23 protein-coding genes are annotated in these 23,921 nt (G+C 65.8%); 20 read left to right on the forward strand and 3 right to left on the reverse strand.

Annotated features, from left to right (window positions below):
- Nucleotides 1–6: 6 nt before the first annotated feature.
- The 5 genes from mutS (at nucleotide 7) to ACXAJV_RS01160 (ending at nucleotide 8,861) form a co-directional block, all read left to right on the forward strand.
- A complete protein-coding gene (gene mutS, locus ACXAJV_RS01140) occupies nucleotides 7–2,703 on the forward strand; it encodes a DNA mismatch repair protein MutS (RefSeq protein ID WP_475080961.1) in 2,697 nt (898 codons plus the stop codon).
- A 34-nt stretch (nucleotides 2,704–2,737) separates the two neighbouring features.
- The gene (locus ACXAJV_RS01145) at nucleotides 2,738–5,548 is read left to right on the forward strand and encodes a [protein-PII] uridylyltransferase (protein ID WP_475080963.1); all 2,811 of its coding nucleotides are present in this window, start codon (nucleotides 2,738–2,740) and stop codon (nucleotides 5,546–5,548) included.
- 4 nt (nucleotides 5,549–5,552) lie between these two features.
- Nucleotides 5,553–7,097 (forward strand): murein biosynthesis integral membrane protein MurJ, encoded by a 1,545-nt coding sequence (gene murJ / locus ACXAJV_RS01150; RefSeq protein ID WP_475080965.1) that lies wholly within the window; start codon nucleotides 5,553–5,555, stop codon nucleotides 7,095–7,097.
- 61 nt (nucleotides 7,098–7,158) lie between these two features.
- A complete protein-coding gene (trpS, locus tag ACXAJV_RS01155) occupies nucleotides 7,159–8,196 on the forward strand; it encodes a tryptophan--tRNA ligase (RefSeq protein ID WP_475080967.1) in 1,038 nt (345 codons plus the stop codon).
- Nucleotides 8,197–8,303: 107 nt separating this feature from the next.
- Complete coding sequence (locus tag ACXAJV_RS01160; RefSeq protein ID WP_475080970.1) at nucleotides 8,304–8,861, forward strand: copper chaperone PCu(A)C; 558 nt, start codon at nucleotides 8,304–8,306, stop codon at nucleotides 8,859–8,861.
- On the opposite strand, the gene ACXAJV_RS01165 is transcribed toward ACXAJV_RS01160, so the two are convergent.
- Nucleotides 8,858–9,451: a hypothetical protein gene (locus ACXAJV_RS01165; protein ID WP_475080972.1), complete on the reverse strand. Its 594-nt coding sequence runs from the start codon at nucleotides 9,449–9,451 to the stop codon at nucleotides 8,858–8,860. The two genes, ACXAJV_RS01160 and ACXAJV_RS01165, sit on opposite strands and share 4 nt — an antisense overlap.
- A 75-nt stretch (nucleotides 9,452–9,526) precedes the next feature.
- Here ACXAJV_RS01165 and ACXAJV_RS01170 point away from each other — a divergent pair, with 75 nt between their 5' ends.
- The 14 genes from ACXAJV_RS01170 (at nucleotide 9,527) to trmB (ending at nucleotide 21,015) form a co-directional block, all read left to right on the forward strand.
- Nucleotides 9,527–10,003, forward strand: coding sequence for a universal stress protein (locus tag ACXAJV_RS01170; protein ID WP_475080974.1), 477 nt, complete (start codon nucleotides 9,527–9,529; stop codon nucleotides 10,001–10,003).
- Nucleotides 10,004–10,072: 69 nt separating this feature from the next.
- Nucleotides 10,073–10,636: a NifU family protein gene (locus ACXAJV_RS01175; protein WP_271187979.1), complete on the forward strand. Its 564-nt coding sequence runs from the start codon at nucleotides 10,073–10,075 to the stop codon at nucleotides 10,634–10,636.
- Between the two features lie 104 nt (nucleotides 10,637–10,740).
- Complete coding sequence (locus ACXAJV_RS01180) at nucleotides 10,741–11,376, forward strand: malonic semialdehyde reductase (RefSeq protein ID WP_475080977.1); 636 nt, start codon at nucleotides 10,741–10,743, stop codon at nucleotides 11,374–11,376.
- Nucleotides 11,377–11,385: 9 nt separating this feature from the next.
- Entirely contained in the window at nucleotides 11,386–12,030 is a 645-nt protein-coding gene (tsaB, locus tag ACXAJV_RS01185) for a tRNA (adenosine(37)-N6)-threonylcarbamoyltransferase complex dimerization subunit type 1 TsaB (protein WP_475080979.1), read from the forward strand.
- Complete coding sequence (gene rimI / locus ACXAJV_RS01190; protein WP_475080983.1) at nucleotides 12,027–12,488, forward strand: ribosomal protein S18-alanine N-acetyltransferase; 462 nt, start codon at nucleotides 12,027–12,029, stop codon at nucleotides 12,486–12,488. The genes tsaB and rimI overlap by 4 nt, the downstream gene beginning before the upstream one ends.
- A 36-nt stretch (nucleotides 12,489–12,524) precedes the next feature.
- Entirely contained in the window at nucleotides 12,525–12,944 is a 420-nt protein-coding gene (locus ACXAJV_RS01195) for a Fur family transcriptional regulator (RefSeq protein ID WP_475083266.1), read from the forward strand.
- Between the two features lie 26 nt (nucleotides 12,945–12,970).
- Nucleotides 12,971–14,254 (forward strand): TCR/Tet family MFS transporter, encoded by a 1,284-nt coding sequence (locus ACXAJV_RS01200; RefSeq protein WP_475080985.1) that lies wholly within the window; start codon nucleotides 12,971–12,973, stop codon nucleotides 14,252–14,254.
- 110 nt (nucleotides 14,255–14,364) lie between these two features.
- Nucleotides 14,365–15,735 carry a tRNA (N6-isopentenyl adenosine(37)-C2)-methylthiotransferase MiaB gene (gene miaB, locus ACXAJV_RS01205; RefSeq protein ID WP_475080986.1) on the forward strand — a complete coding sequence of 457 codons (1,371 nt, stop codon included), beginning with the start codon at nucleotides 14,365–14,367 and terminating at the stop codon, nucleotides 15,733–15,735.
- On the forward strand, nucleotides 15,732–16,769 hold the full coding sequence (locus ACXAJV_RS01210; RefSeq protein ID WP_475080988.1) for a PhoH family protein: 1,038 nt from the start codon (nucleotides 15,732–15,734) through the stop codon (nucleotides 16,767–16,769). Before miaB ends, ACXAJV_RS01210 begins: the two co-directional genes overlap by 4 nt.
- Nucleotides 16,766–17,218, forward strand: coding sequence for an rRNA maturation RNase YbeY (gene ybeY, locus ACXAJV_RS01215; RefSeq protein WP_475080990.1), 453 nt, complete (start codon nucleotides 16,766–16,768; stop codon nucleotides 17,216–17,218). Before ACXAJV_RS01210 ends, ybeY begins: the two co-directional genes overlap by 4 nt.
- Before the next feature lie 26 nt (nucleotides 17,219–17,244).
- On the forward strand, nucleotides 17,245–18,147 hold the full coding sequence (locus ACXAJV_RS01220; protein ID WP_475080992.1) for a transporter associated domain-containing protein: 903 nt from the start codon (nucleotides 17,245–17,247) through the stop codon (nucleotides 18,145–18,147).
- Nucleotides 18,144–19,751: an apolipoprotein N-acyltransferase gene (gene lnt, locus ACXAJV_RS01225; protein WP_475080994.1), complete on the forward strand. Its 1,608-nt coding sequence runs from the start codon at nucleotides 18,144–18,146 to the stop codon at nucleotides 19,749–19,751. The genes ACXAJV_RS01220 and lnt overlap by 4 nt, the downstream gene beginning before the upstream one ends.
- 85 nt (nucleotides 19,752–19,836) lie before the next feature.
- Entirely contained in the window at nucleotides 19,837–20,265 is a 429-nt protein-coding gene (locus ACXAJV_RS01230) for a helix-turn-helix domain-containing protein (protein WP_475080997.1), read from the forward strand.
- A gap of 60 nt (nucleotides 20,266–20,325) precedes the next feature.
- Nucleotides 20,326–21,015, forward strand: coding sequence for a tRNA (guanosine(46)-N7)-methyltransferase TrmB (gene trmB, locus ACXAJV_RS01235; protein WP_475080999.1), 690 nt, complete (start codon nucleotides 20,326–20,328; stop codon nucleotides 21,013–21,015).
- Between the two features lie 101 nt (nucleotides 21,016–21,116).
- On the opposite strand, the gene ACXAJV_RS01240 is transcribed toward trmB, so the two are convergent.
- On the reverse strand, nucleotides 21,117–21,836 hold the full coding sequence (locus ACXAJV_RS01240; protein ID WP_475081002.1) for a DUF4386 domain-containing protein: 720 nt from the start codon (nucleotides 21,834–21,836) through the stop codon (nucleotides 21,117–21,119).
- A gap of 97 nt (nucleotides 21,837–21,933) precedes the next feature.
- Entirely contained in the window at nucleotides 21,934–23,118 is a 1,185-nt protein-coding gene (locus ACXAJV_RS01245) for a helix-turn-helix domain-containing protein (RefSeq protein WP_475081005.1), read from the reverse strand.
- Nucleotides 23,119–23,350: 232 nt separating this feature from the next.
- Between ACXAJV_RS01245 and rimP the strand changes: the two genes are divergently transcribed.
- Entirely contained in the window at nucleotides 23,351–23,890 is a 540-nt protein-coding gene (rimP, locus tag ACXAJV_RS01250; protein ID WP_475081006.1) for a ribosome maturation factor RimP, read from the forward strand.
- Nucleotides 23,891–23,921: the final 31 nt, after the last annotated feature.

The raw sequence follows: 23,921 nt of genomic DNA on the forward strand, positions 1-23,921 counted from the left end.
GCGCCGATGAACGTCCTGTCCAGCCTTCCCATGCCTGCCGATCGTGCCTTTCCCTCAGCCGAGGGCGCCACGCCGATGATGGAGCAATTCCTGGCCCTGCGGTCGCAGGCGCCGGGTGATGCTCTGCTTTTCTACCGCATGGGCGATTTCTACGAGCTCTTCTTCGACGATGCGGTGCGGGCAGCGGCCGCGCTGGACATCGCGCTGACCAAGCGCGGCGAACACCAGGGTGAGCCGATCCCGATGTGCGGCGTGCCGGCGGCCACGGCCGAGGCCTATCTGGCACGGCTGATCAAGGCCGGCTTCAAGGTCGCCGTGGGCGAACAGATCGAGGACCCCAAGGCGGCCAAGGCGCGCGGATCCAAGGCGGTCGTACAGCGCGCGATCACCCGCATCGTCACACCCGGCACGCTGACCGAGGACAGCCTGCTCGACCCGCGTTCGGCCAACCGTATCGCCGCCCTGGCCCAGCTGGCGACCGGCGAGAACGCCATCGCCTGGGCGGATATCTCGACTGGCGAGTTTGCGGTCTGCGCCGTTGCGGGGGACGCCCTGACGGCGGAGCTGGCGGCGATGAATCCGGCCGAGCTGCTGGTCGAGGAGAGCCGGTTCGGCGAGGCGGCAGGCCTCCTGCCGCGCGCCACGCTCACGCCTTTGCCGCGGGCCAAGTTCGATGTCGCCTCGGCGGAGCGGCAGCTCAAGGCCCAGTTCGAGGTGCAGGAGCTGACCGCGTTCGGGGATTTCTCGAAGGCCGAGCGCGCGGCGCTGGGGGCGCTGCTGGACTATCTCGCCCTCTCCCAGGCCGGTGCTCCGGCCAAGCTCTCGCCGCCGCGCCAGGCCCGTGAGGGCAGTGTCCTGGCCATCGATCCGGCGACCCGGGCCAGCCTGGAAATCGACCGCACCCTGTCCGGTGACCGCCACGGTTCGCTGCTCGGTGCAATCGACCGGACTGTCACCGCGCCGGGTGCGCGGGCGCTGGCCGACCGGCTGGCGCGTCCGTTGACCGATGTCGCCGCGATCGAGGCGCGGCTGGACGCCGTCGCCTGGTTCGAGCGCGAGGCCGGTTTGCGCCGGCAATTGCGCGACCGTCTGAAGTCCGCCGGCGATGCCGAACGCGGCCTGTCGCGCCTGCTCGTCGGCCGCGGTGGTCCGCGCGATCTCAAGGCGCTGAGCGGTGCGCTGCAGGAGGGCGAGGCGATTGCTGCACGCCTGCTGGATGCCCAGCTCGACCGTCCCCCGCAACGCATCGTCGAGGGGATCGCGGCGCTGACCCTGGCCGACAAGCCCGAGCTCGCAGCCCTGGTCGGCGATCTTGACCAGGCCATTGTCGACGAGCCGCCCTTGCTGGCACGCGATGGCGGGTTCGTGGCGGAAGGCTGGATGCCCGAACTGGATGAGACCCGGCAATTGCGCGACGCCTCGCGCCGCATCGTTGCCGGTCTGCAGCAGACCTATGCCGAGGCGAGCGGCGTTTCGAGTCTGAAGGTGAAGCACAATAATGTGCTGGGCTATTTCGTGGAAGTGACGGCACGTCATGCCGATGCGCTGATGGGCGACGACACCTTCATCCACCGCCAGACCATGGCGAATGCGGTGCGCTTCACCACGACCGAGCTGGCGGAGCTTGAATCGAAGATCGCAAGTGCTGGCGAGCGGGCGCTGGCGATGGAGGTCGAGACCTTCGCCGGCCTGCGCGATCGTGTGGAGGCGCTGGCAGGCATTATCCGCCTTGCGACGGCCGCTCTGGCAGAACTCGATGTGTCTGCGGCGCTTGCGGAATGGGCTGAAGAGGCCGGGGCGTGCAGGCCACAAATTACTGATTCATTTGTGTTTTCTGTCGAGAGCGGCCGCCATCCTGTGGTCGAGCGCGCGCTGGCCAAATCCGGGGAAGGACGCTTCACCCCCAATTCCTGCCAACTGGACGGTTCTGGGGAAAATGCGGCTCGTCTGACCTTCGTTACCGGCCCCAACATGGCGGGTAAATCGACCTTCCTGCGCCAGAATGCCCTGATCCTCATGCTGGCCCAGGCGGGCTGCTATGTCCCCGCGGAACGCGCCGAGATCGGCGTCGCCGACCGGCTTTATTCCCGCGTCGGCGCGGCCGACGATCTGGCGCGCGGCCGTTCGACTTTCATGGCCGAGATGATCGAGACGGCAGCCATCCTCAACCAGGCGACATCGCGCAGCTTTGTCATTCTCGACGAGATCGGCCGCGGTACCGCGACCTTTGACGGCCTCTCCATTGCCTGGGCGGCGGCGGAACACCTGCACGAGATCAATCGCTGCCGCGCCCTCTTTGCGACGCACTATCACGAGCTGACCCGCCTCGCCGAGGATCTCGATGCGGCCGGAAACGTGTCGCTCAAGGCGAAGGAGTGGAAGGGCGAGCTGGTCTTCCTGCACGAGGTCGGAGCCGGGGCGGCCGACCGCTCCTACGGCATTGAGGTCGCGCGCCGGGCCGGTCTGCCGCGCAAGGCGATCAGCCGGGCCAAATCCATCCTCAAGCGCCTGGAGTCCGACGGGGCTCCGGCCGCGGCGCTCGACACCCTGCCGCTCTTTGCCGTTGCCGAGCCGGAACAGGCGCCGATCGTGGAACCGTCGGAGGTGGAAAAGCGGCTGGACGGGATCGACCCGGATGCGCTGACGCCGCGCGAGGCGCTGGACCTTGTCTATGCGCTAAAATCGCTGGTGAAGAAGGCGTGACGCCGGTCCGCGCCACGCGTAGATTGGCGCCGTCATGACACGGTCCGCCCTGCCCGCCTCGCTCGACGCCCTGAAACTGCGGGCGCAACTGGCTGCTGCCACGGCGCAGTCGGGCTGGACCTCGCCTGCGGCACGCTCGGCCGGGCTGGCGCATGTCCGTTCGGCGCTGGACGGCTTCCGTGAACAGGCCTTTGCACGCCTGTCCGGCGCGGGCGGCGGTGCTGCGGCAGCGCAGGTCCTGTCGGACGGGATGAGTGTCTGCCTGCATGCCCTGTTCGACTCCATGGCCGCCGGCGATCCGGTCGGGTCAGCTGGCATCGCCCTGTGCGCCCAGGGCGGGTTCGGGGCCGGCGAGCTGGCCCCGTCCTCCGATGTCGATCTCCTGCTGGTCAAGCCGGAGGGCGAGCGGCCGGAGACCGACGGATTCCTGCAGCAAGTCCTCTACGCCCTGTGGGATCTGAAGATCGATGTCGGCGGCGGTGCCTGCCGCACGATCGACCAGACCCTCGATCTGACGCGCGAGGATGCCTCTGAACGCACCGCCCTGCTCAGCCTGCGTCATCTGGCGGGTGACGAAACCGCGACCCAGTCGCTCGCCCAGCGTTTCCGCGAGGAGATCGTGGCCGGCGACCTGCAGGGATTTGTCGAGGCCAAGCTGCGTGAACGCGATGCGCGGATCGAGAAGGCCGGGCGCTCGCGCTATACGGTCGAGCCCAATCTCAAATCCGGCAAAGGCGGGCTGCGCGATCTGCAACTGATGCGCTGGCTGGCGCAATTCCTCTATGGCGCGGACGCCTTCGAACGCTGGGTCGGCTCCCGCCTGCTCTCGGTCGAGGATGTCAGCCGCTATGTGGCGGCGGATGATTTCCTGTGGACCGTGCGCTTTCACCTTCACGATCTGGCGGGCGGCAAGGACGAGCGGCTGACATTCGACCTGCAGCCGGAGATCGCGGCCCGCATGGGTTATCAGGACAGCGAGACGGAAAGCGCCGTCGAGCGTTTCATGCGCCGCTATTTTCGCACCGCCATGGCCGTTGGCGCGCTGACCCGCCTCGTCTGCGCCAAGCTGGAGGCCGATGCCTGGAAGGCCAAGCCGAAAGGGCTGGCCCGCTTTCTGCCGCCGGGCATGGATCACGAGGAAGGCGCCGATGTCGGTGAGTTCATCATCCGCGAGGGCCGGCTGGACTTTGCCCACGCCACCCAGATCCGCGAGGACCCGGTTCGGCTGCTGCGCTTCTTCCACATGGCCGCCTCCCGGCGCCTCGACCTGCACCCGGAAGCTGTCGCCCGTATCGGCCGCACGCTCTATCTGATCGATGACGAATACCGCCGCGACCCGCGTGCGGCGCGCGCCTTCTTTGCCGTCCTGCTCGACAGTCCGGCGCCGATGGCAGTGCTGCGCATGATGACCGAGGCGGGCGTTCTGGGGCGCTATATCCCGGAGTTCGGCGATATCGTCGCGCGCACCCAGTTCAACATGTATCACCGCTATACGGTCGACGAGCATACGCTGCAGGCGCTCGGCCTGCTGCGCGAGATCGAGGACGGGCTGCACCCGCTCGATCACCCGCTGTCGACGCGGATTGCGCCGCTGATCCAGAACCGCCGCGCGCTTCACCTCGCCATCCTGCTGCACGATACCGGCAAGGGGGCGGGCGACCAGTGTATCGAAGGCGCACTGCGGGCGTTGACGGCCTGTGAACGCCTGGGCCTGGGCCATGACGATACCGAGCTGGTGGCTTGGCTGATCCGTTCGCACCTCCTGATGAGCGATACTGCCCAGCGGCGCGATCTGTCCGATCCGCGCACCGTCGCCGATTTCGCGGCGGCTGTGGGATCGGTCGAGCGGCTGCGCCTGCTCACCGTGCTGACCGTGGTTGATATCCGTGCTGTTGGACCCGGCGTCTGGAATGGCTGGAAAGGCCAGCTGATCCGCGAACTCTATACGGCCACAGAAGCGGTACTGCTCAGCGATGGTGACGCAATGGCGTCGGCCCGGCGCAGCCTGTCGGACCGGGCGCGGGCCGAGCGCGAGACCGTGCTGCCGCGGCTGGACCGGCTCAATCCGGAATTCGCCGCCTGGTGGATTGCCGAGCTGAATGACGCCTATTGGGTGTCCTTCGGCCGCGAGGACCGGTACCGCCATGCCGCCTTTGTCCGCCGGGCATTCGAGGCGGGGGAGACGACAGCGGCCGGTGTGCGCGTGGACCGCCGGCGCGCCGCGACCGAGGTGATGATCTGGTCGCCGGATCGTACGCGCATCTTCGCCGATATCGTGGCCGCCTTCGCCGAGATGGGCGCCGACGTCGTCGGCGCGACGATCAACACGACAGCATCGAGCCAGGTCTTCGACATTTTCTACATCCAGGACGCGGCCGGTCAGCCCTATGGCCAGCAGGATGAGCGTCAGCGCCAGGCGCTGGTGGCCTATCTGCGCGAGGTCGCGACGGGCGAGCTCACGGTGCGCCGCCGCAAATCCATGCCGCTGCAGCGCCGTGATGCCGCCTTCCGCGTCACGCCGTCAGTGGCGATTTCCAATGAGATTGCCGAGAACGCCACGGTGATCGAGGCCTCCGGCCGCGACCGGCCGGGCCTGCTGGCCGATCTGGCAGACGTGCTGGCCGATGAAGGTCTGGCGCTCAATTCCGCCCAGATCGACGGCTATGGCGAACGGGCGACCGACGTGTTCTATGTCAGCCACGGACAGGCCAAGCTGGAAGATGCCGAGGTCATCGAGCGGGTGGAAAAAGGTCTGATGGCCGTGCTGAGCGAAAGCGAGACAGCCGCAGACGAAAAAGCCGCCCAGCGTGGTATTGCGCGAGCCCGCGCCAGCGTTCTGAGGTAACGACATGCGTCTTCTTCGGTCCTCGGCGGTGGTCGGGATTTTCACCATGGCCAGCCGGGTCCTGGGTCTTGTGCGCGAGATGATGCTGGCGGCGGCGCTGGGTGCGGGCGCGGTTACTGACGTATTCCTGACAGCCCTGCAATTTCCCAATCTTTTCCGGCGTATTTTCGCCGAGGGCGCATTCAACGCCGCCTTCGTGCCACTCTATGCTGGCAAGCTGGAGGCTGACGGTCTGACCGAGGCCCAGCTGTTTGCCCGTCAGGTCCTGTCGGTTCTCCTGACAGCCATGCTGGTCCTGGTGGTTGCGGCACAACTGGTCATGCCCTGGCTGATGTATGCGCTGGGGCCGGGTTTCGTCGGTGATCCGGATCTGTTCGGTCTCGCGGTCCTCCTGACACAAATCACCATGCCCTACCTCATGATGATGTCGCTCAGCGCCATGCTCAGCGGCGTCCTCAACTCGCATGGCAAGTTTGCCGTGGCCGCTGCAGCGCCGGTCCTGCTGAACCTCACCCTGATCGGCATTCTCGCCTTTTCCCCGACTGAAGGCCGCCAGCTGGCGCTCTGGTTGTCAGTCGGTGTCAGCATATCCGGCGTGGCCCAACTGATCTGGCTTTGGGCGGCAACCCGGGCGACCGGGGTCCGGCTGTCCGTGCGCCTGCCGACACTCACTCCGGATGTGCGGCGGTTGATTGTGCTCGGCGTGCCCGGCGCGATGGCGGCCGGTGTCACCCAGATCAATATCCTCGTCACCTCCTCCATCGCGACATTGCAGGAAGGCGCGCGGTCCTGGCTCTATTATGCCGACCGCCTCTACCAGCTGCCGCTGGGCGTGGTGGGGATCGCAATGGGTGTGGTGCTGCTGCCGACGCTGAGTGCACGCCTGCGGGCGGGCGATCTGCCGGCGGCGGGCAATGCGATGAACCGCGCGCTGGAAATTTCCATGGCGCTGACCCTGCCCGCCGCGGCCGCGCTGGCGGCGATCCCGGTCTTCATCGCCACAGGCATCTATGAGCGCGACGCCTTCACGCCCCAGGATGCGCAAATGGTCGCCCAGGCGCTGATCGCCTTTGCGGCCGGCCTGCCCGCTTTCGTGCTGATCAAGGTGCTCTCGCCCGGCTTCTTTGCGCGCCAGGACACGATGACGCCGATGAAGTTCGCGACAGTCGGGGTGGTGATTAACCTCGCACTGGGTCTGACGCTCTTCTTCGGGCCGCTGGGTTTTGCCGGGCTTGCCATTGCCACCTCTGTCGCCGGCTGGGTCAACACGCTGTTGCTTGCAGTGACATTGCACCGGCGCGGCCTGTTCGAGCCGGATGCCCGTCTGCTCAACCGCGTGCCGCGCATTGTCGTGGCCAGTGCGATCATGGCCGGCTTCCTGCTGCTGGCGCACCAGCACCTCGACTGGCTCTATCCCTGGCTGTTCAATTCGACCCTCCTGGTGCTTGCCGTGGTATGCGCGGCAGGCCTTGTCGTGTTCGCGCTTGCCGCGGTTCTGACCGGTGCCCTGCGCTTGTCCGAAGTGCGCACGGCGCTCAAGCGCTCTTGAGGCGCGGGCTCCGGCTGGGTAAGACGCGCCGTCCGACCCTTTTCTGCCAAGGCATGATACCATGAGCGAAACGCCCACCGACTACACCGGTCCCAAGCGCATCTTTTCCGGCATGCAGCCCACCGGTCGCCTGCATCTCGGCAATTATCTGGGCGCGCTGAAGAACTGGGTGGCGCTGCAGGACGAGGGCGGTGCCGAGTGCATCTATTGCGTGGTCGACATGCACGCCATCACCATGCCGCACGATCCCAAGGCCCTGCCCGGGGCCGTTCGCGCTGCGGCCGCGGCTTACATCGCGGCCGGCGTGAACCCGGAAAAAAGCATCATCTTTGCCCAGTCTGCCGTGCCGGCGCATGCCCAACTGGCCTGGATCTTCAACTGCGTGGCGCGCCTGGGCTGGGCCGAGCGGATGACCCAGTTCAAGGACAAGGGCGGCAAGGACAAGGAGCGCTCCTCAGTCGGCCTTCTGACCTATCCGGTACTGCAGGCGGCCGACATCCTCGCCTACAAGGCAACTCATGTGCCCGTAGGCGAGGACCAGAAACAGCATCTCGAGCTGTGCCGCGATATCGCAGCGCGCTTCAACCGCGACTATGGCGACGGCCAGGCCATTTTCCCGCTCACCGAGCCGGTGATTCAGGGGCCTGGCGCGCGCATTATGAGCCTGCGCGACGGCACGTCGAAAATGTCCAAGTCCGATCCGTCGGACAATTCGCGCATCAATCTGGAAGACGATGCCGACACGATCGCCCGCAAGATCAAGAAGGCGAAGACCGATCCGGAGCCGCTGCCGGAAACGGTGGAAGGCCTGGAAGCCCGCGCCGAAGCGTCCAATCTGGTCGGCATCTACGCCGCGCTGACCGGCAAGACCAAGGCGGATGTCCTCGCCGAATTCGGCGGTCAGGGCTTTGGCGCCTTCAAGCCGGCGCTGGCAGATGTGGCGGTGGAATATCTCGCGCCGATCTCGGAGGAATTCCGCCGGCTGATCGATGACCGGGCCGAGATCGATCGCATTCTGAAAAAGGGCGCGGAACAGGCCGATGCGATTGCCGCGCCGATCATCAAGGAAACCAAGGAAATCATCGGCTTCTGGCACTAAAATCGATCATCTCATCGTCCGTGATCGCGATGAAACAGCACTGACGGACAATTCGCCGCATGGCGGGCCCTTCCAGGGAACGGTCCTGTAGCGACTGGAGGACAGCAATGAAGCTTTATGCCCTGATCGCTGCTGCCGGCCTCAGCCTGGCAGCCTGCAGCGAACCGGCCGGCGACACCGCCGCCCAGAACTCCGCGATGGACCATGGCGGGATGGATCACACAGCACCTGCCGAAACGGCTGACGCGGCCGCGCCCCTGCCCGACGATGGCGTTACCCCGGTGGTCGAAATCGCCGATGCCTGGATCCGGCCGCACCCGCAGGGTCGCGATGTGACGGCGGCCTATTTCACGGCAACGCTCTCGCAGGGCCATGCCGACCGCCTGGTCGAGGCGCGCATGGAGGGCGCCGGCCATATCGAGCTGCACACCCACACCATGAATGACGAAGGCATGATGCAGATGCGCCAGGTGGGTCCGCAGGACATCACCGATGCCGGCGCGCTGGCCTTTGCGCCGGGCGGGTTGCACCTGATGGTGTTCGGCATGGACCCGGTCGCCGAGGGCGATATGGTCAACGGCACGCTCGTCTTTGAACGGGCCGGCGAAGTGGCGGTCACTTTCCAGGCACGCAATACGGCACCGGGCGGGCATTCCGTCCACTAGACACCGTCGGCCGGGTCCGGTTCGCGTAGTGTAGTGGGCCGGGCATAGGTTGCCGGATCATAGGGTTTCGGGCCGCGCGGCCAGAACAGGCGGGTCAGCCAGACGCCTGCAACCACACCGGCGATCAGGAACAGGCCGGATGCCTGCTCGCGTACCAGGAAGAGCAGGGCGAAGAAGAACAGGCTGATCGCCGTGAGCGCCACGCCCAATCCGAACATCACGAACAGGAAGACCATCGACGAGCCTTCGATGAAGCGTATGCCGTCGCGATAGGGCAGCAAGGCCAGGTGCAGCTCGCGCAACAGGGCGCTGAATGTGTCGGCTGCAGGCTCCCAGTGGCCCACGCCCGTCCAGCGCATCGAGCCGAAAACCGTCTCCTGCCCCTGTGTGTCGGTGACGCGGCAGACGACCTGGCTCTGCTGACCGGCCATTTCCACGCTCAGCCTTACCTGGGCGATATCGGCCAGTCCGACCTGGCCGCCCGGGGCGTCTTCACCCTCGCCACGCCAGACCAGCGCCGCTTCCGTCAGGCTGAAGATCCTGGCCGGTGTTGCGGCATTGCGCCGGTCCCGATGTTCGCTTGCAGACATGCGCCCTCCCTTGCCCGCGCGGTGTTAGCAGCATTCTCTGGACGAGTCGCCCGTGAGACGCCAAACTCCGTTCCCATGCCTCAGAGCTCACGAAAATTCCTGGTCGTGGCCGACGACAGCAATGAGTGCCGGACGGCACTCTACTTCGCCGCCCGCCGCGCCGTGTCGACCGGTGCTCATGTCGCCATACTGGCAACGCATGAGCCCAGCGACTTCAATCACTGGATCGGCGTCGCCGAGACCGCCAAGCGCGAAGCGGAAACGGCCGCCGAGACGCTGCTTGAATCCATGGCCGAGGATGCCGAGGCGGTGACCGGCGAGCGGCCGGAACTGCTGTTGCGCGAGGGGGACCGGCTGACGGTGCTGGCCCGCTTGCTGGAGGAAGATCCGCTGATCTCGCTTCTGGTGCTGGCGGCGTCCTCGTCGAGCGAAGGTCCCGGTCCGCTGGTCACCGCACTGGCGCGCGGCCGCGGCCTGTTCGACAGCCGTGCGGTGCCCGTGACCGTGGTGCCCGGTGACATGGATCCGGCGGAAATTGACGCGCTGGTGTGAAACCCACACGCCGATCATGGTTGAAAGCCACGGCCGGGTGGGCCAAGTGACGGGCAGGAGACCCGAACCATGTTCATCCAGACTGAAGCCACGCCTAATCCCAACACACTGAAATTCCTGCCGGGCCGGGAAATCTCGCCCGATCAGCCGCGGGAATTCGAGAATGCCGAGGACGCCGAGGCGTCGCCGCTGGCGGCCGACCTCTTCCTGGTCGACGGGGTGAGCGGTGTGTTTTTCGGCGAGGACTTCGTCGCCGTCACCAAGACCGATGATTATGAGTGGGACCATATCAAGCCCTTCCTTCTGGGCGCGATCATGGACGGTCTGCAGTCCGGCCGGCCGCTGTTCGAAACGTCGCAGAGCGGGGTCGACCATGCTGAATACGATGGCGCCGATGCCGAGGTGGTGAAGGAGATCATCGATCTCATCGACACCCGCGTCCGCCCGGCCGTGGCGCGCGATGGCGGCGATATCCTGTTCCATTCCTATGTCGCCGACAGCGGGCTCGTGCGCCTGCGCATGCGCGGCGCCTGCTCGGGCTGCCCGTCCTCGACGATGACGCTGAAGGCCGGGATCGAGAACCTGCTGCGCCACTACATTCCCGAAATCCAGGGTGTCGAAGCCGTCGAATAACGGTTTCCGTCCACCAGAAAGACTTTTTCCATCTGGGAAATTCAAAAGCCAGTTCGCCCGGATTATGTTCCGGCGAAACTGGTTATTCGCACAGGAGCGACCCCATGGCCGACGAATTGTCGAGCAAGCCCACCCATAACGATCCGATTGGCGAGGCCGCGCTGAAGCAGATCCTGCTGGACGCCCGGACCTATAATGATTTCGACGACACCCGCCCCGTGCCGGCCGAGACGCTCAAACAGCTCTACGACACGGTTCGCATGGGCCCCACCAGCGCCAACTCCTCACCGGCGCGTTTCCTCTTCCTGACAACGCCCGAAGCCAAGGCCCGGCTGGAACCGCACCTGTCCGAAGGCAACCGGGCCAAGACCATGAAGGCGCCGGTCACGGTGGTGCTCGCCTGGGATACGGAGTTCTACGACAAGGTGCCCCAGCTGATGCCGCACAATCCCGGTGCCCGGGACTGGTTCACCGCTCCGGCCTCCACGCTCGACAATGGCAAGCGCAATGCCGTGCTGCAGGGCGCCTACCTGATCATCGCGGCCCGCGCGCTGGGCCTGGATACCGGCGCGATGACCGGGTTCGAGAATGACGGTCTGGACAAGGCATTCTTCCTCGACGATCCGGAGATGAAGACCTGGCGATCCGACTTCCTGATCAATCTGGGCTATGGCACGACGAAGAACCTCTTTCCGCGCCTGCCGCGCCTGGACTTCGACGAGGCCGCGAAAATCCTCTAAAGGGCTGGCATGACCCTGTTGGCCATCGATACCACCGGTCCGGACTGTGCTGTCGCGCTGCGCGCTGGTGGCCGGCCGGACCGTGTCCTTTGCGAGCGGATCGGCCGCGGCCATGCCGAGCGCCTGGCGCCGATGGTCGAGCAGATCCTGGCTGATGCCGGTATCACGCCCGGCGAGCTGTCGCGCATAGGTGTCACGATCGGTCCGGGCAGTTTTGCCGGCACCCGTGTTGGCACGGCCTTCGCCCGCGGTCTTGCCCTGGCGACCGGTGCGGCAGCGGTCGGCATCGGCAATCTCGCCGTGATTGCCCGCCAGCTTGAGGACGTGCGGCCCCTGGCAGTCCTGCACGACGCCAAGCGCGGCGAGGTCATCCTGCAGGTCTGGGCCGGACCGGATGTCTCCGGGCCGCAGCGTCTCACCGTCGATGCGGTGCCTGCGCACCTCGAAGCCCTGGCTCTGGACGGTCTTGTCCTCACAGGACCGGGGGCGGCGCTTGTCGATCCCGCCGGCATGAATGTTCGCGACGTCACCGCGCTTGACCTTCACGCCCTGCTCGACCTGGTGGCCGAAGCAGACCCGGCGCAGGCGCCGGCCTCGCCCTTCTATGCCCGCCCGCCGGACGCCAAGCTGCCGGGCGGGATCGAGCCGGCATGAGCGTCGCCATCGAGCGTGCCGCGCCGGATGCCGCCGGCGAGCTGGCCGCCCTGCACGCGGCCTGTTTTGCCGCCGCCTGGTCGGAACGCGAATTCGCCTCGCTCTTGCAGACGGCCGGCGTGACGGCGCTGATCCTGCGCGGGGATGGCGAGGCGCGGGGCCTGGTTGTCGTGCGCCAGGCGCTCGACGAGGCGGAAGTCCTGACCATCGGGATTGCGCCGCACGCCCGGGTCTCCGGCCGCGGCGGCCAATTGCTTGCCGCCGCCCAGGACGGGTTGACGCAGGCGGGCTGTAACAGGGTGTTCCTCGAGGTTTCTGTCGCCAACACGGCGGCGCAAAGACTCTATGCCCGGGCCGGCTACCGGCAGGTGGGGCTGCGCAAGGCCTATTATGCGGACGGGACCGATGCGCTTGTCCTTGAAAAATGGCTGCGCGAAGATGGACAAACCCCGGCGTGAACGCCTATCTCTGCGGTAACAAGGACGAGGACGATGATGCCTGACCGTATCGAACAGATCTGCATCGCGAAGGGACTTCGCATGACTGATCAGCGCCGGGTCATCGCCCGTGTGCTGTCGTCTTCCGACGATCATCCGGATGCCGAAGAGCTGCATCGCCGGGCGTCGGCGGAAGATCCGCGGATCTCGCTGGCCACGGTCTACCGCACGGTCCGCCTGTTCGAGGAAGCCGGCATTATCGAGCGGCACGACTTCCGCGACGGAAGGTCGCGCTATGAGGAAGTCGGCGACGAGCATCACGACCACCTGATCGACCTGAAGTCCGGTGAAGTGGTCGAATTCGTCAACGAAGAGATCGAACGCCTGCAGGAAGCGATCGCGCGCAAGCTGGGCTACAAGCTTGTCGATCACCGTCTGGAGCTTTACGGCGTGCCTCTGAAGGGCGCCGAGGACTAGGGCGTCCGCCTCCCGCAGGAGACGTCATGTCCGCCCGCAAGCCCGGCAAGCACGCCATCTTCTTCATCTTCATTACCGTGCTGATCGACATGATCGGCTTCGGGTTGATCATTCCCGTCATGCCGGATCTGATCAATGAGCTGACGGGTCTGCCGGCGAATGAGGCTGTGCTGCTGGGGATGGTACTCATCATCTCCTATGCGGCCATGCAGTTTGTCTGTGCACCGGTGGTGGGAGCGCTGTCGGACCGGTTCGGCCGGAAGCCGGTCTTGCTGGCGGCTTTGGCCGGATTCACGATCGACTATCTCATCATGGGCTTCGCGCCGTATTTCTGGCTGTTGCTGGTCGGCCGGTTGCTGGCGGGCCTGTTCGGGGCCAGCTACTCGACGGCCAATGCCTTCATCGCGGACATCACACCACCGGAAAAACGGGCCGGGCGCTTTGGTATGATCGGTGCCGCGTTCGGCCTCGGTTTCACCTTCGGTCCGATGATCGGCGGCTATCTCGGTGATTGGTTCGGTCCGCGTGCGCCCTTCCTGGCGGCGGCGACACTCGCCGGAATCAACTTCCTTTACGGGCTGATCGTTCTGCCGGAATCGCTCGCGCCGGAGAACCGCCGCCGGTTCGACTGGTCCCGCGCCAACCCGTTCGGCGCACTGATGCAGATTCGCAAGTATCCCGCAGTGCTAGGCCTGATGGGCGCGGTCTTCCTGATGCTCGTGGGTCATGCTGTCTTCCCGGCAACCTGGTCTTACTATGCCGCCTTCCGCTATGGCTGGGATTCCGGCGATATCGGCCTGTCTCTCATGGCTGTCGGAATCTCGTCCGCTATTGTCATGGGCGGCTTGACGCGAATTCTCGTGCCGAAGCTGGGCGAGTGGCGTGCGATCACCCTTTCCTTGCTCCTGGCTTCGGTCGCCTATGTCGCCTACGGTTTGGCCAGTCAGGGCTGGATGATCTACGCGATTATCGTTGCAGGGGCCCTGGGCGGGATCGGTCAGCCGGCCCTGCAGGGTGTGATGTCGCGGATCATTCCGCCCAATGCACAGGGCGAGCTGCAAGGCGCCATGACAAGCCTGCAGAGCCTGTCGATGATCTTCGGGCCGCTACTGATGTCGCCGCTTTTCAACTATTTCTCGAACGAGGCGGCGCCGGCCCGTATTCCGGGAGCGGCTTTCTTCCTGGCGGGTTTGCTGACTGTGCTCGCCCTGGCTGGTGCACGTATCGCGCGCCGTTCCGATGACGGGCGTGCGAACGAAACCACACCGGCAAGCGAACCTTCACCGGTTGCGGCCACAGAGGCGGAATAGTCTTGCGGGCCTTGCCTATCGGCCCCATTTCCATCATAACGCCCCGCTTCCCGGCCGCGGGCCGGATGACGCTGATTGGGTGAACCGCCGGATGCGGTTTTGAAGGTTTCATGAGTTCGACGCGCAAACGTCTCTTCATCAAGACTTACGGCTGCCAGATGAATGTCTACGATTCCGAACGGATGAGAGACGTGCTGGCCCCGCTTGGCTACGAGCCGGCGGAAGAGCCCGATGGCGCCGATCTGGTGATCCTGAACACCTGTCACATCCGCGAGAAGGCCGCCGAGAAAGTCTATTCCGAGCTGGGCCGCCTGCGGCCGCTGAAGGAAGAGAAGGCGGCATCCGGCGGCATGACGATCGCCGTGGCGGGCTGTGTTGCCCAGGCCGAAGGCGCTGAAATCATGAAACGCGCACCGGTCGTCGATCTCGTCGTCGGACCGCAGACCTATCACAAGCTGCCCGAACTGATCGCCCAGGCGCACCGCGCCCGCGGCGAGGCGCTGGATACCGAGTTCGAGGTTGAGGACAAGTTCGACCGTCTGGCCGGCGAGCGCCAGGTCGAGGGCTATTCCGCCTTCGTCACCGTGCAGGAGGGCTGCGACAAGTTCTGCACCTTCTGTGTCGTGCCCTATACGCGCGGCGCGGAATGGTCGCGCCCGGTCGACCAGATCGTCGCCGAAGTGCGCGGTCTGGCCGCCAAGGGCGTGCGCGAAGTCACGCTGCTGGGCCAGAACGTCAATGCCTTCCACGGCGCGCCGCCGTCCGGCCGCGAGGCGGACGGACCCTGGGGTCTGGGGCAATTGGTGCGTCATATCGCCCTGATCGGCGGTATCGAGCGCATCCGCTTCACCACTTCGCATCCGCGCGACATGGATGATGACCTGATCGCGGCCTTTGCCGACGAACCCAAGCTGATGCCCTATTTCCACCTGCCGGTGCAGGCAGGCTCGGACAAGATCCTCAAGGCCATGAACCGCCAGCACACGGCGGCGGAATATATCGCCATCATCGAGCGCCTGCGGACGGCCCGGCCGGACATCGCGATTTCCGGCGACATGATTGTCGGCTTCCCCGGTGAGGCCGATGCCGATTTCGAGGCGACCCTCGATCTGGTGCGCGAGGTGAATTACGCCTCCTGCTTCTCCTTCAAGTATTCGCGCCGTCCGGGCACGCCCGGGGCCGCGATGTTCAACCAGATCGACGAGGCCGTGAAAGGCGAGCGCCTGGGCGTGCTGCAGGATCTGCTCAACGCCCAGCAGGTCGCCTTCAATGAAAGCCAGATCGGGCGCACCCTGCCGGTCCTGTTCGAGAAGCCCGGCCGCCAGGACGGACAGCTGCATGGCCGCAGCCCCTATCTGCAGGCCGTCCATGTCGAGGCGCCGGCCGAAATGATCGGCCATATCGGCCAGGTCGTTATCGAACGCGCCAGCCGCAATGCGCTGGCCGGGCGTCTGGCGGGCGGAGAACGGAGCGCGGCGTGAGTTCAGCCAAGACACCGCCCCGTAACCGGGCCACCAAGCCGCGGCGCGAAGCCTCGGAAACGGTCTTCTTCGACGACAAGGAACGCCTGCGCGGGATGGCCGGCGCCGGCGACCGCTTCCTGATCCTGATCGAGCAGGAACTGGGTGTGCGCCTGTCGGCGCCCGGCGGGGGCCAGATCGTCATCACGGCTGGCGACGGTGCGGCGCGCGACGAAGCCAAGCATGTGCTCAAGCGGCTCTATGCCTCGCTGGAACACGGTCTGACCTGTGACGAGGCCGCCGTGCGCGCGGCCCTGCGCCTGCGCGACACTGACGAGCGCGCCGGCGAGAACGAGGATGGCGTGATCCGCGTGCCGCGCGGCTCCAGCCTGATCGCCCGCACCGAAGGCCAGCGCGAATACGTACGCGCGCTGAAGAATGACACGGCCTATGACCTGATCTTCGGCGTCGGCCCGGCCGGTACCGGCAAGACGCTGCTGGCGGTCGCCTATGGCGCCTCGCTGCTGGTCCAGCGCAAGGTCGAGAAGCTGATCATCACCCGTCCCGCCGTCGAGGCCGGCGAGAAGCTGGGCTTTCTGCCGGGCGATCTGACCGAGAAGGTCGATCCCTATCTCCTGCCGGTCTGGGATGCGCTGGCCGACACGCTGGGGCGTCATCAGCTCGAAAAGATGCGCGAGGATGGCCGGATCGAGGTCGCGCCGCTCGCCTTCATGCGCGGCCGCACGCTCAATCGCGCCTTTGTCATCGTCGACGAGGCGCAGAACACGTCAAAGCCGCAGATGCAGATGGTGCTGACCCGCCTGGGCGAAGGTTCGCGCATGGCGGTGACCGGCGATCCCAGCCAGATCGACCTGCATCCGCGCGAACCGTCCGGCCTTGGCCATGCCCTGGGCATCCTGTCTGAGACGAAGGGTGTTGCCATCTGCCGGTTTTCGCGTGTTGATGTGGTCCGGCACGATCTGGTGGCCCGGATCGTGGAAGCCTATGAGGACGATGCGCGCCGTGTAAGCGGCACGGCGAAACCGGACCGATGAACGCTGTCGACCTGATCGTTGAGGATGAAGCCTGGAACGGGCTGGAGGGCAAGACCCGTCTCGCCGAGCAAGCGCTTGAAGCTGTCTGCGAAGAACTCGACGAACGCAGCCCGGGCGTGGTGGCGATCCTGCTCACCGGCGACGACGCCGTGGCGGCCCTGAATGCCGAATTCCGCGGCCGGGAAGGCCCCACGAATGTGCTCTCCTTCCCCTCCGGCGGTCATGCTGACAATCATCTCGGCGACATTGCCCTGGCCGCCGGTGTTGTGGCGCGTGAGGCGCAGGCGCGCGAAATCGCGTTCGCCGATCATCTGCGGCATCTTATCATCCATGGATTCCTGCACTTGCAGGGGTATGATCATCAGGATGATGACGAGGCTGAAATCATGGAAGGTCTGGAGCGGCGTGCGCTGGCCAGACTGGGGGTGGCTGATCCCTATGCCGCCTGAGCGACAATTTCCCGATCGAAGACACAATGGCTGACAATCCTACCACGCCGGGCCCGGAGGGCCGCTCCTGGTTCCGGCGCATTCTGGGTAAAAGCGGTCAAACTCCTGTTGAAGCCGTGGCCTCACCGGCCATTCCGGCTGCGCCGCAACTCTCTATCGAGGCGGATGCGCTTGATCTGCTGCGTGTGGCCGACGTGATGGTACCGCGTGCCGACATTATCGGCGTCGAGGTTTCCACCCCGCTCGACGAGCTGGCGCAGCGCTTCGCTGAAGCCGCCCATTCACGCCTGCCGATCTACCGGGAAACGCTGGACGATCCGGTCGGGGTCGCTCACATCAAGGACGTGGTCGGCCATCTCGCCCCGAGCGAGGATGGCGAGCGTCTGCCCGGCTGGCTGCAAAAACAGATCCTGCCGGCCATCAGCCGCCCGCTCCTCTTCGCCCCGCCCTCCATGCGCGCCAGCGATCTGCTGCGCCGCATGCAGGGACGCCGCATGCACATGGCGCTGGTGGTCGACGAGTATGGCGGCACCGATGGTCTGGTGACGCTGGAAGACCTGATCGAACCGATTGTCGGCGATATCGAGGATGAGCATGACGACGAGGATTCGCCGGCCATCCTCGCCCGCGGTCCCGGCGTCTGGGATGTCGATGCGCGGGCCGAGATCGACGATTTCGAAGCGGTCGTCGGCGAGGAAATTGCCGCCGAGGACGAGGACGAGGATGTCGACAGCCTGGGCGGGCTGGTCTTCACCCTGATCGGCCGGGTGCCAGAGCGCGGCGAAGTGATCCGTCATCCCACCGGCTACGAGTTCGAGGTGATCGAGGCCGACAGCCGCCGAATCAAGCGGATGCGCGTGCGCGCCGCGCATCGCAAGCCCAAGCCCGCGGCCGCGCCGCCGGCAGAGGGAGCCGGACCCGCATCATGAATTGGCGCCGGCTCGCTCTCTGGCGTCCGCGGGCCTGGCTGGCCGCCCGTCAGGGCTGGCCGCATCTCGCCGTGGTGTTCGCGGCCGGCGCCCTGTCGGCGACGGCGATGGCGCCATTGCATCTCTGGCCGGCGCTTGCGGTGGGCCTGTGCGTGCTGGTGTGGAGTCTGGACGGTGCCCGGCGTCACCCCAAACGCACCCTGGCCGGCTTCCTGCGCGGTTTCGTCTTCGGCCTCGGCTATTTCCTCGCCGGCACCTACTGGATCGCCTTTGCCTTCCTGACGCGTGGCGAAGGCTATGGCTTCATGGTGCCGCTGGCCGTGCCGGCCTTTGCCGCGATGCTGGCCGTGTTCTGGGGGCTGGCTGGTGTGCTGCAGGCCTGGATCGCACCGCGTCTGCCCTGGCGGGTGCTGGTCCTCGCCGCCGTGATCACCGTGACCGAATGGCTGCGCGGGCATCTGTTCGGCGGCCTGCCCTGGAACTTGCCCGGCTATGCCTGGCCGGCCGGCGGGGCGATGAGCCAGGCGGCAGCCTGGTTCGGGATTTACGGCCTGTCCTTCCTGACGGTTTTCGTGCTGGCGTCGCCGGCGGCCGCGATCGGACGGCCCCTGCGCCTTGCGAGCCTGGCGCCGGTGATGGCCGGCGCGGTGATTGGCCTGATCGTGCTGTGCGGCGGAGCGCTGCGCCTGTCCGGTGCCGATGCGGGCTATCAGCCGGACATCCGGCTGCGTCTGGTTCATGCCGATATCCCGCAGCGCGCGAAATGGGCTCCCGGCGGGGCTGCCATGACGCGCGACCGCTATATCGAACTGACCGGTGCGCCGGGGCTGGCGGATGTCACCCATGTGATCTGGCCGGAAGGTGCGCTGCCCGTCTTCATGCTGGAAGACGACGCGACGCTCGCCCTGATCGGCCAGCAATTGCGTGCCGGCCAGACCCTGGTCGCCGGCATCAACCGGCGGGCTGAAGCCGAGAATGGCGAGTATGCCTATTACAACGCCCTGGTTGGCTTGCGTTTTGCCAATGGGTCGCCACGGGTGGAGAGCCTGTACGACAAGGTGCGGCTCACGCCGTTCAGCGAGATCGTGCCGCTGACCGGCCTTCTGCGTGCGGTCGGGCTGGACGAGTTTGCGCGCTACCAGTTCACGCCGGGACCGGGTGCAACAACGCTGGACCTGCCCGGCGCGCCGACGGTGATGCCGCTGATCTGCTACGAGGCCATTTTCCCCGGCTTCGTCCACGCCGTGGCTGACCGGCCGGCCTGGCTGCTGAATATTTCCAACGATGCCTGGTTCGGGGTGACGGCCGGTCCACGGCAGCATTTCAACCAGGCGCGTTACCGGGCGATCGAGACGGGTGTGCCGATGATCCGGTCCGCTGCGCGGGGCGTGTCCGGCGTGGTCGATGCGCATGGCCGGACCGGGGTGGAAATTCCTCCGGGTGAGGAAGGTGTTCATGATGTGAACCTTCCGCGGCCCATCGGCGTTCCTCTATACGGGTGGTGGGGCGATGTGCCGGTCTGGATTGTCATCCTGACAGTGCTGGCCGGCGTGCTGATTCTGCGCCGCCGGGCGGTGGTCCGACTGCTGTCGATGCGAACATGAACTGAAAGTGATGTGAAATCACGCAAGGGTTGTGCTAGCGTCATTGGGGCACCGCGGGGTGGCAAACCGGTAATGAGGTAATTGAATGCCCAAGGCGAATCCCAGAGGCCCCAACCCGATCGACGTCCATGTCGGCGCTCGGATCCGGTTGCGCCGCCAACTGGTCAAGATGAGTCAGGAAAAGCTCGGTGACGAATTGGGTGTCACCTTCCAGCAGGTCCAGAAATATGAGCGCGGCGCCAACCGCGTCGGCGCCAGCCGGCTCTACCGGCTGTCGCGCGTGCTGGACGTGCCTGTGCAGTTCTTCTTTGAAGGGCTGGGCGAGCGATCGGCCGCCACAGGCATGGCGGAAGGCGACCAGACGCCCGTTGTCTACGACTTCATCCAGAGCGCCGACGGGGTGTCGCTGGCCGAAGCCTTTTCGCGCATCCAGGACTCCAAGGTCCGGCGGCGCGTTCTGGAACTGGTCCGCACGCTGGCGAGCGAGGCCGGTGAGGGCGCGCTCACGCAATGATGCGGCGGGTCTGCGACGCAAGGGATGCCAAGCGGTCGCAAAACCGCTAAATGCCCGCGCATGAGCAAGACCGCGAAACCGGACGCACCGGAATTCCGCCTGTATGGCCGTGCCCAGGGCAAGCCGCTCTCGGCACGCCAGCAGGGGCTGGTGGACGATCTCCTGCTGCGCATCGGCCTGCCTGAAAGCGGGCCGGTGGACGCGGCTGTCCTGTTACCGCATTGCCGCCGGCAGGTGCTGGAAATCGGCTTTGGCGGCGGCGAGCATCTCGCTGCCCAGGCCGCCCGTGCACCGGACACAGGCTTTATCGGCATCGAGCCCTTCCTCAACGGCGTCGCCAAGGCGCTGACCTATATCGACGAGCAGGGGCTGGAAAATGTCCGCTTGGCCCGCGCCGATGCGCGCGAGCTGCTGCCGCGCTTTGCCGATGCCAGTCTCGATCGGATCTTCCTGCTTTTCCCGGACCCCTGGCACAAGAAGCGCCACGCCAAGCGCCGCTTTGTGCAGCAGACCACGCGCGACGCCTTTGCTCGCCTGCTCAAACCGGGTGGCCAGCTGCGCATTGCCACGGATGTGAAGTCCTATGCCGACCACTGTATGAGCGAATTCCGGCAGGATGACCGCTTTGTCTGGCAGGCTTCAAAAGCCGATGACTGGCGCACCGCTCCCGCTGACCACATCACCACACGCTACGAGACCAAGGGCCTGGGCGATTGCGCGCCGGTGTTTATGGATTTCGTGCGGATCTGACCCTCCCGCCGGGACGCCTTCCTGCCGGCCTCGCCCGTGCCCCGGGTCATGGCGCGCGGGCGAGGTCATGGCGTCGGGGCGGGCTGCCCTTCAACGGTGCGCTAGGTGCTTGCGGCAGGCTTTACGGCCGCGCCGCGGGTTCTGATGCCGGCGAAGAGCAGCCACAGCGCAGCGACCCATTCGAACAGGGCACCGGGCAGGAAGAACAGCATGACCCGGCTTTCCAGGGCGGGGAAGAGAATGACCAGCACGGCCACGCTGCCGATCACCAGATAGGTGACGACACCCCAGCCGGCCAGCCAGCGCGGCAGGTAGCCCGCGCGGCAGAACAGGCTGAAGAACAGCACACCGCCCACCGCCATCGGGATCAGCAGGAAATAGATCGCCGAGCCCGCCATGTCGCGAAGCAGCGCGACAAGGGACGCGCTTTGCTCGCTGGAGAAGCCCGCGGTCAGCTCCGGGTTCACCACCGCGGCGAAGACGGCGTATTTGAAGAGGATGAAAGTTGCGCCCATGGCGCCCTCGGCCAGCCGGCAGAAAGCGGCGACCAGCGCTGTGCCCCGGCTCACCGATTGCAGCACGGCATACATCGCCGCGGCGGACACGCAGACAAAGGTGTACAGAACCGCCTCGGCGAGAAGCCCGGTCCGGAACAGGAATTCCAGCGTTTGCGACGTCGTATCGGCATCGCCAAGGACGCTGAGCGCGGGAATGGGGCCGAAGGTGATGTAGAGCCCCGTTGCGCTGTAGATGACATAGGACAACCCGGCCAGCCGCGCCATGCGGCGCTGGGATGTGTCGGAAGGGTATGTGGAAGACATGGCGTTGCGCCCCCGTCAAAATCAGTGATCCAGGCCGGTCTCGAGCGCCGGCCGCCTGAAGCTGACGGGAACGTGGTGGCGTGTCGTCCGGATGGGGCTATTCGGACATGACCGGGGCGGGTTTCTCCGGTTTCGCCGGATCATCCGGCCCGATCTCGCGGGCATGGGCGCGATAGATGCTCGGGGGCGTGCCGACATGTTTCTTGAAGGCGGCATTGAAGGTCGAGCGCGAGTTGAACCCGACCTCCAGCCCGATCTCCAGAATGCTCAGCTCGGTCTCGGCCAGGAGGCGCCGGGCCTCGTCGGCGCGATGCCGGTTCACGAAGTCGAAGAAATTGACGCCGAGATGCTGGGAAAGCGTTTCCGAGATGTGGTTCTTGGTGGCGCCGGTGACATCGGACAGTTTGCGCAGTGAGAGGTCGCAATCGGCATAGAGCCTGTCGGTGCCCAGCGCGGTTATCAGCTTGGCAGCGGTTCTGCCCATGCGCTGTTCGGAGAGGATGGGGCGGCGCGCCGGCGCGTCCGCCGCGGCCGTCTTTCCGGACGGCAGGGCGGGCTGGTGCAGACCGAGATAGGCGAAGGCCGCGATCGCCAGCGATTCGATGAAGGCCAGCACCACGTTGAAGGCGGGTACCGAGCTGCCGCTCAGCCAGAGCGCCTGTTTGACGGCAAAGAACATCCAGGCGCCGGCGAAGACGAGCAAAAGAGTGCGCAGCCAGTCCAGGGAGCGGCGCTCGATATTCGCGTAGGCGTCCATCATCTCGTGCCGGTGCCGCATTTGCAGCCGCAGGGCGCCGACGAGATAGACGCCCGTGGAGACGAGAAACAGGGCCAGCGATGCAGTGCAGGTGAAGAGTGCGATCCTGAAATGCTCGGGATTGCGGGTTGCCGGATCGGCCAGGGCCAGCTTCTCCTCGGCGCTCAGGCCTGCGAAGGGCAGGCTGGCAAGAATGACCAGCGCCGGGGCGAGAAATGCCAGCCAGTCGAGCCCGCCGAAGCCGGGCTTCTCCGGCGAGATCAGTGAGCGGGTGTAGAAGAAGACGGCGGGACCGAGCAGCGTCTTGATCGACAGGTCCAGACCCACAAGGTGCGGGGCGAGCCGGTAGGCATCGGAAACCAGCAGGAGCTGGCCGAGCACGTGCACGAGCAGGGCGATCAGCGCCATGCAGAAAAAGAAGACCCGGTCGCCGCGCTGGCCGGGTCTTGCCAGAGCCATGGCCAGTGCAAAGCCGATGGATCCGGCTGCAATGGCGTAGGCGATTGTCAGAAACGTCTGCAGCATCCAGCCTGTTTTCCGATGTATTGCCGCCGGACGCAATCAGGGATCCGGGCGGGATGCCGCAAGAGCGCTAAAGGGCCGCGCCGGAACAGGCGTCGCGGTATTGCGTACATCTCTTGCCAATTCGTGCTGCCAGGCGTATAAACCCATCATTACATGTTCGATCGCATCGGATGATGCTATCGAGCGGTCGCTTCCGGCGGCCGCTCTTTTTGTTGATGGAGACACGGGTCCCTTGAAGACGAAGACCCCGCAAGACACCCGCATTCTCGCGCTTGCCGACCCGGTGGCTGCCGGGCTCGGCCTGGAAATCGTGCGTGTACGCGTCATGTCCGGCAAGAAGCAGCGCCTTCAGATCATGACCGACCGGCTGGACGGCACCGGGGTGGATGTCGACGACTGCGCGCGCCTGTCGCGCGGCCTGTCCGACGTGTTCGAGGTCGAGGATCCGGTTTCCGGAGAATATGATCTTGAGATATCCTCTCCGGGTATCGACCGGCCGCTGACCACGCTGGCGCACTTTGCGCGCTGGGACGGTTACGAGGCCAAGATCGAGCTGGACCGCATGGTGGAAGGCCGCAAGCGCTTCCGCGGCATGCTGGCCGGTGTCGAGGACGGCAATGTCCTCCTCGACATGGACGGCGAAGAGGACACGGCGCTGATCCCGTTCGACTGGATCGCGGATGCCAAACTTGTACTCACGGACGCCTTGATCGAGGCGGATTTGAAAGCGCGCGGTGGTGATGCGCCCGCGCAGACTGAAGGAGACGAATGATGTCGCTGTTTACGGCAAAAGGGATTGCCCG

The sequence above is a fragment of the Maricaulis sp. ABE4_448 genome (assembly GCF_056160825.1).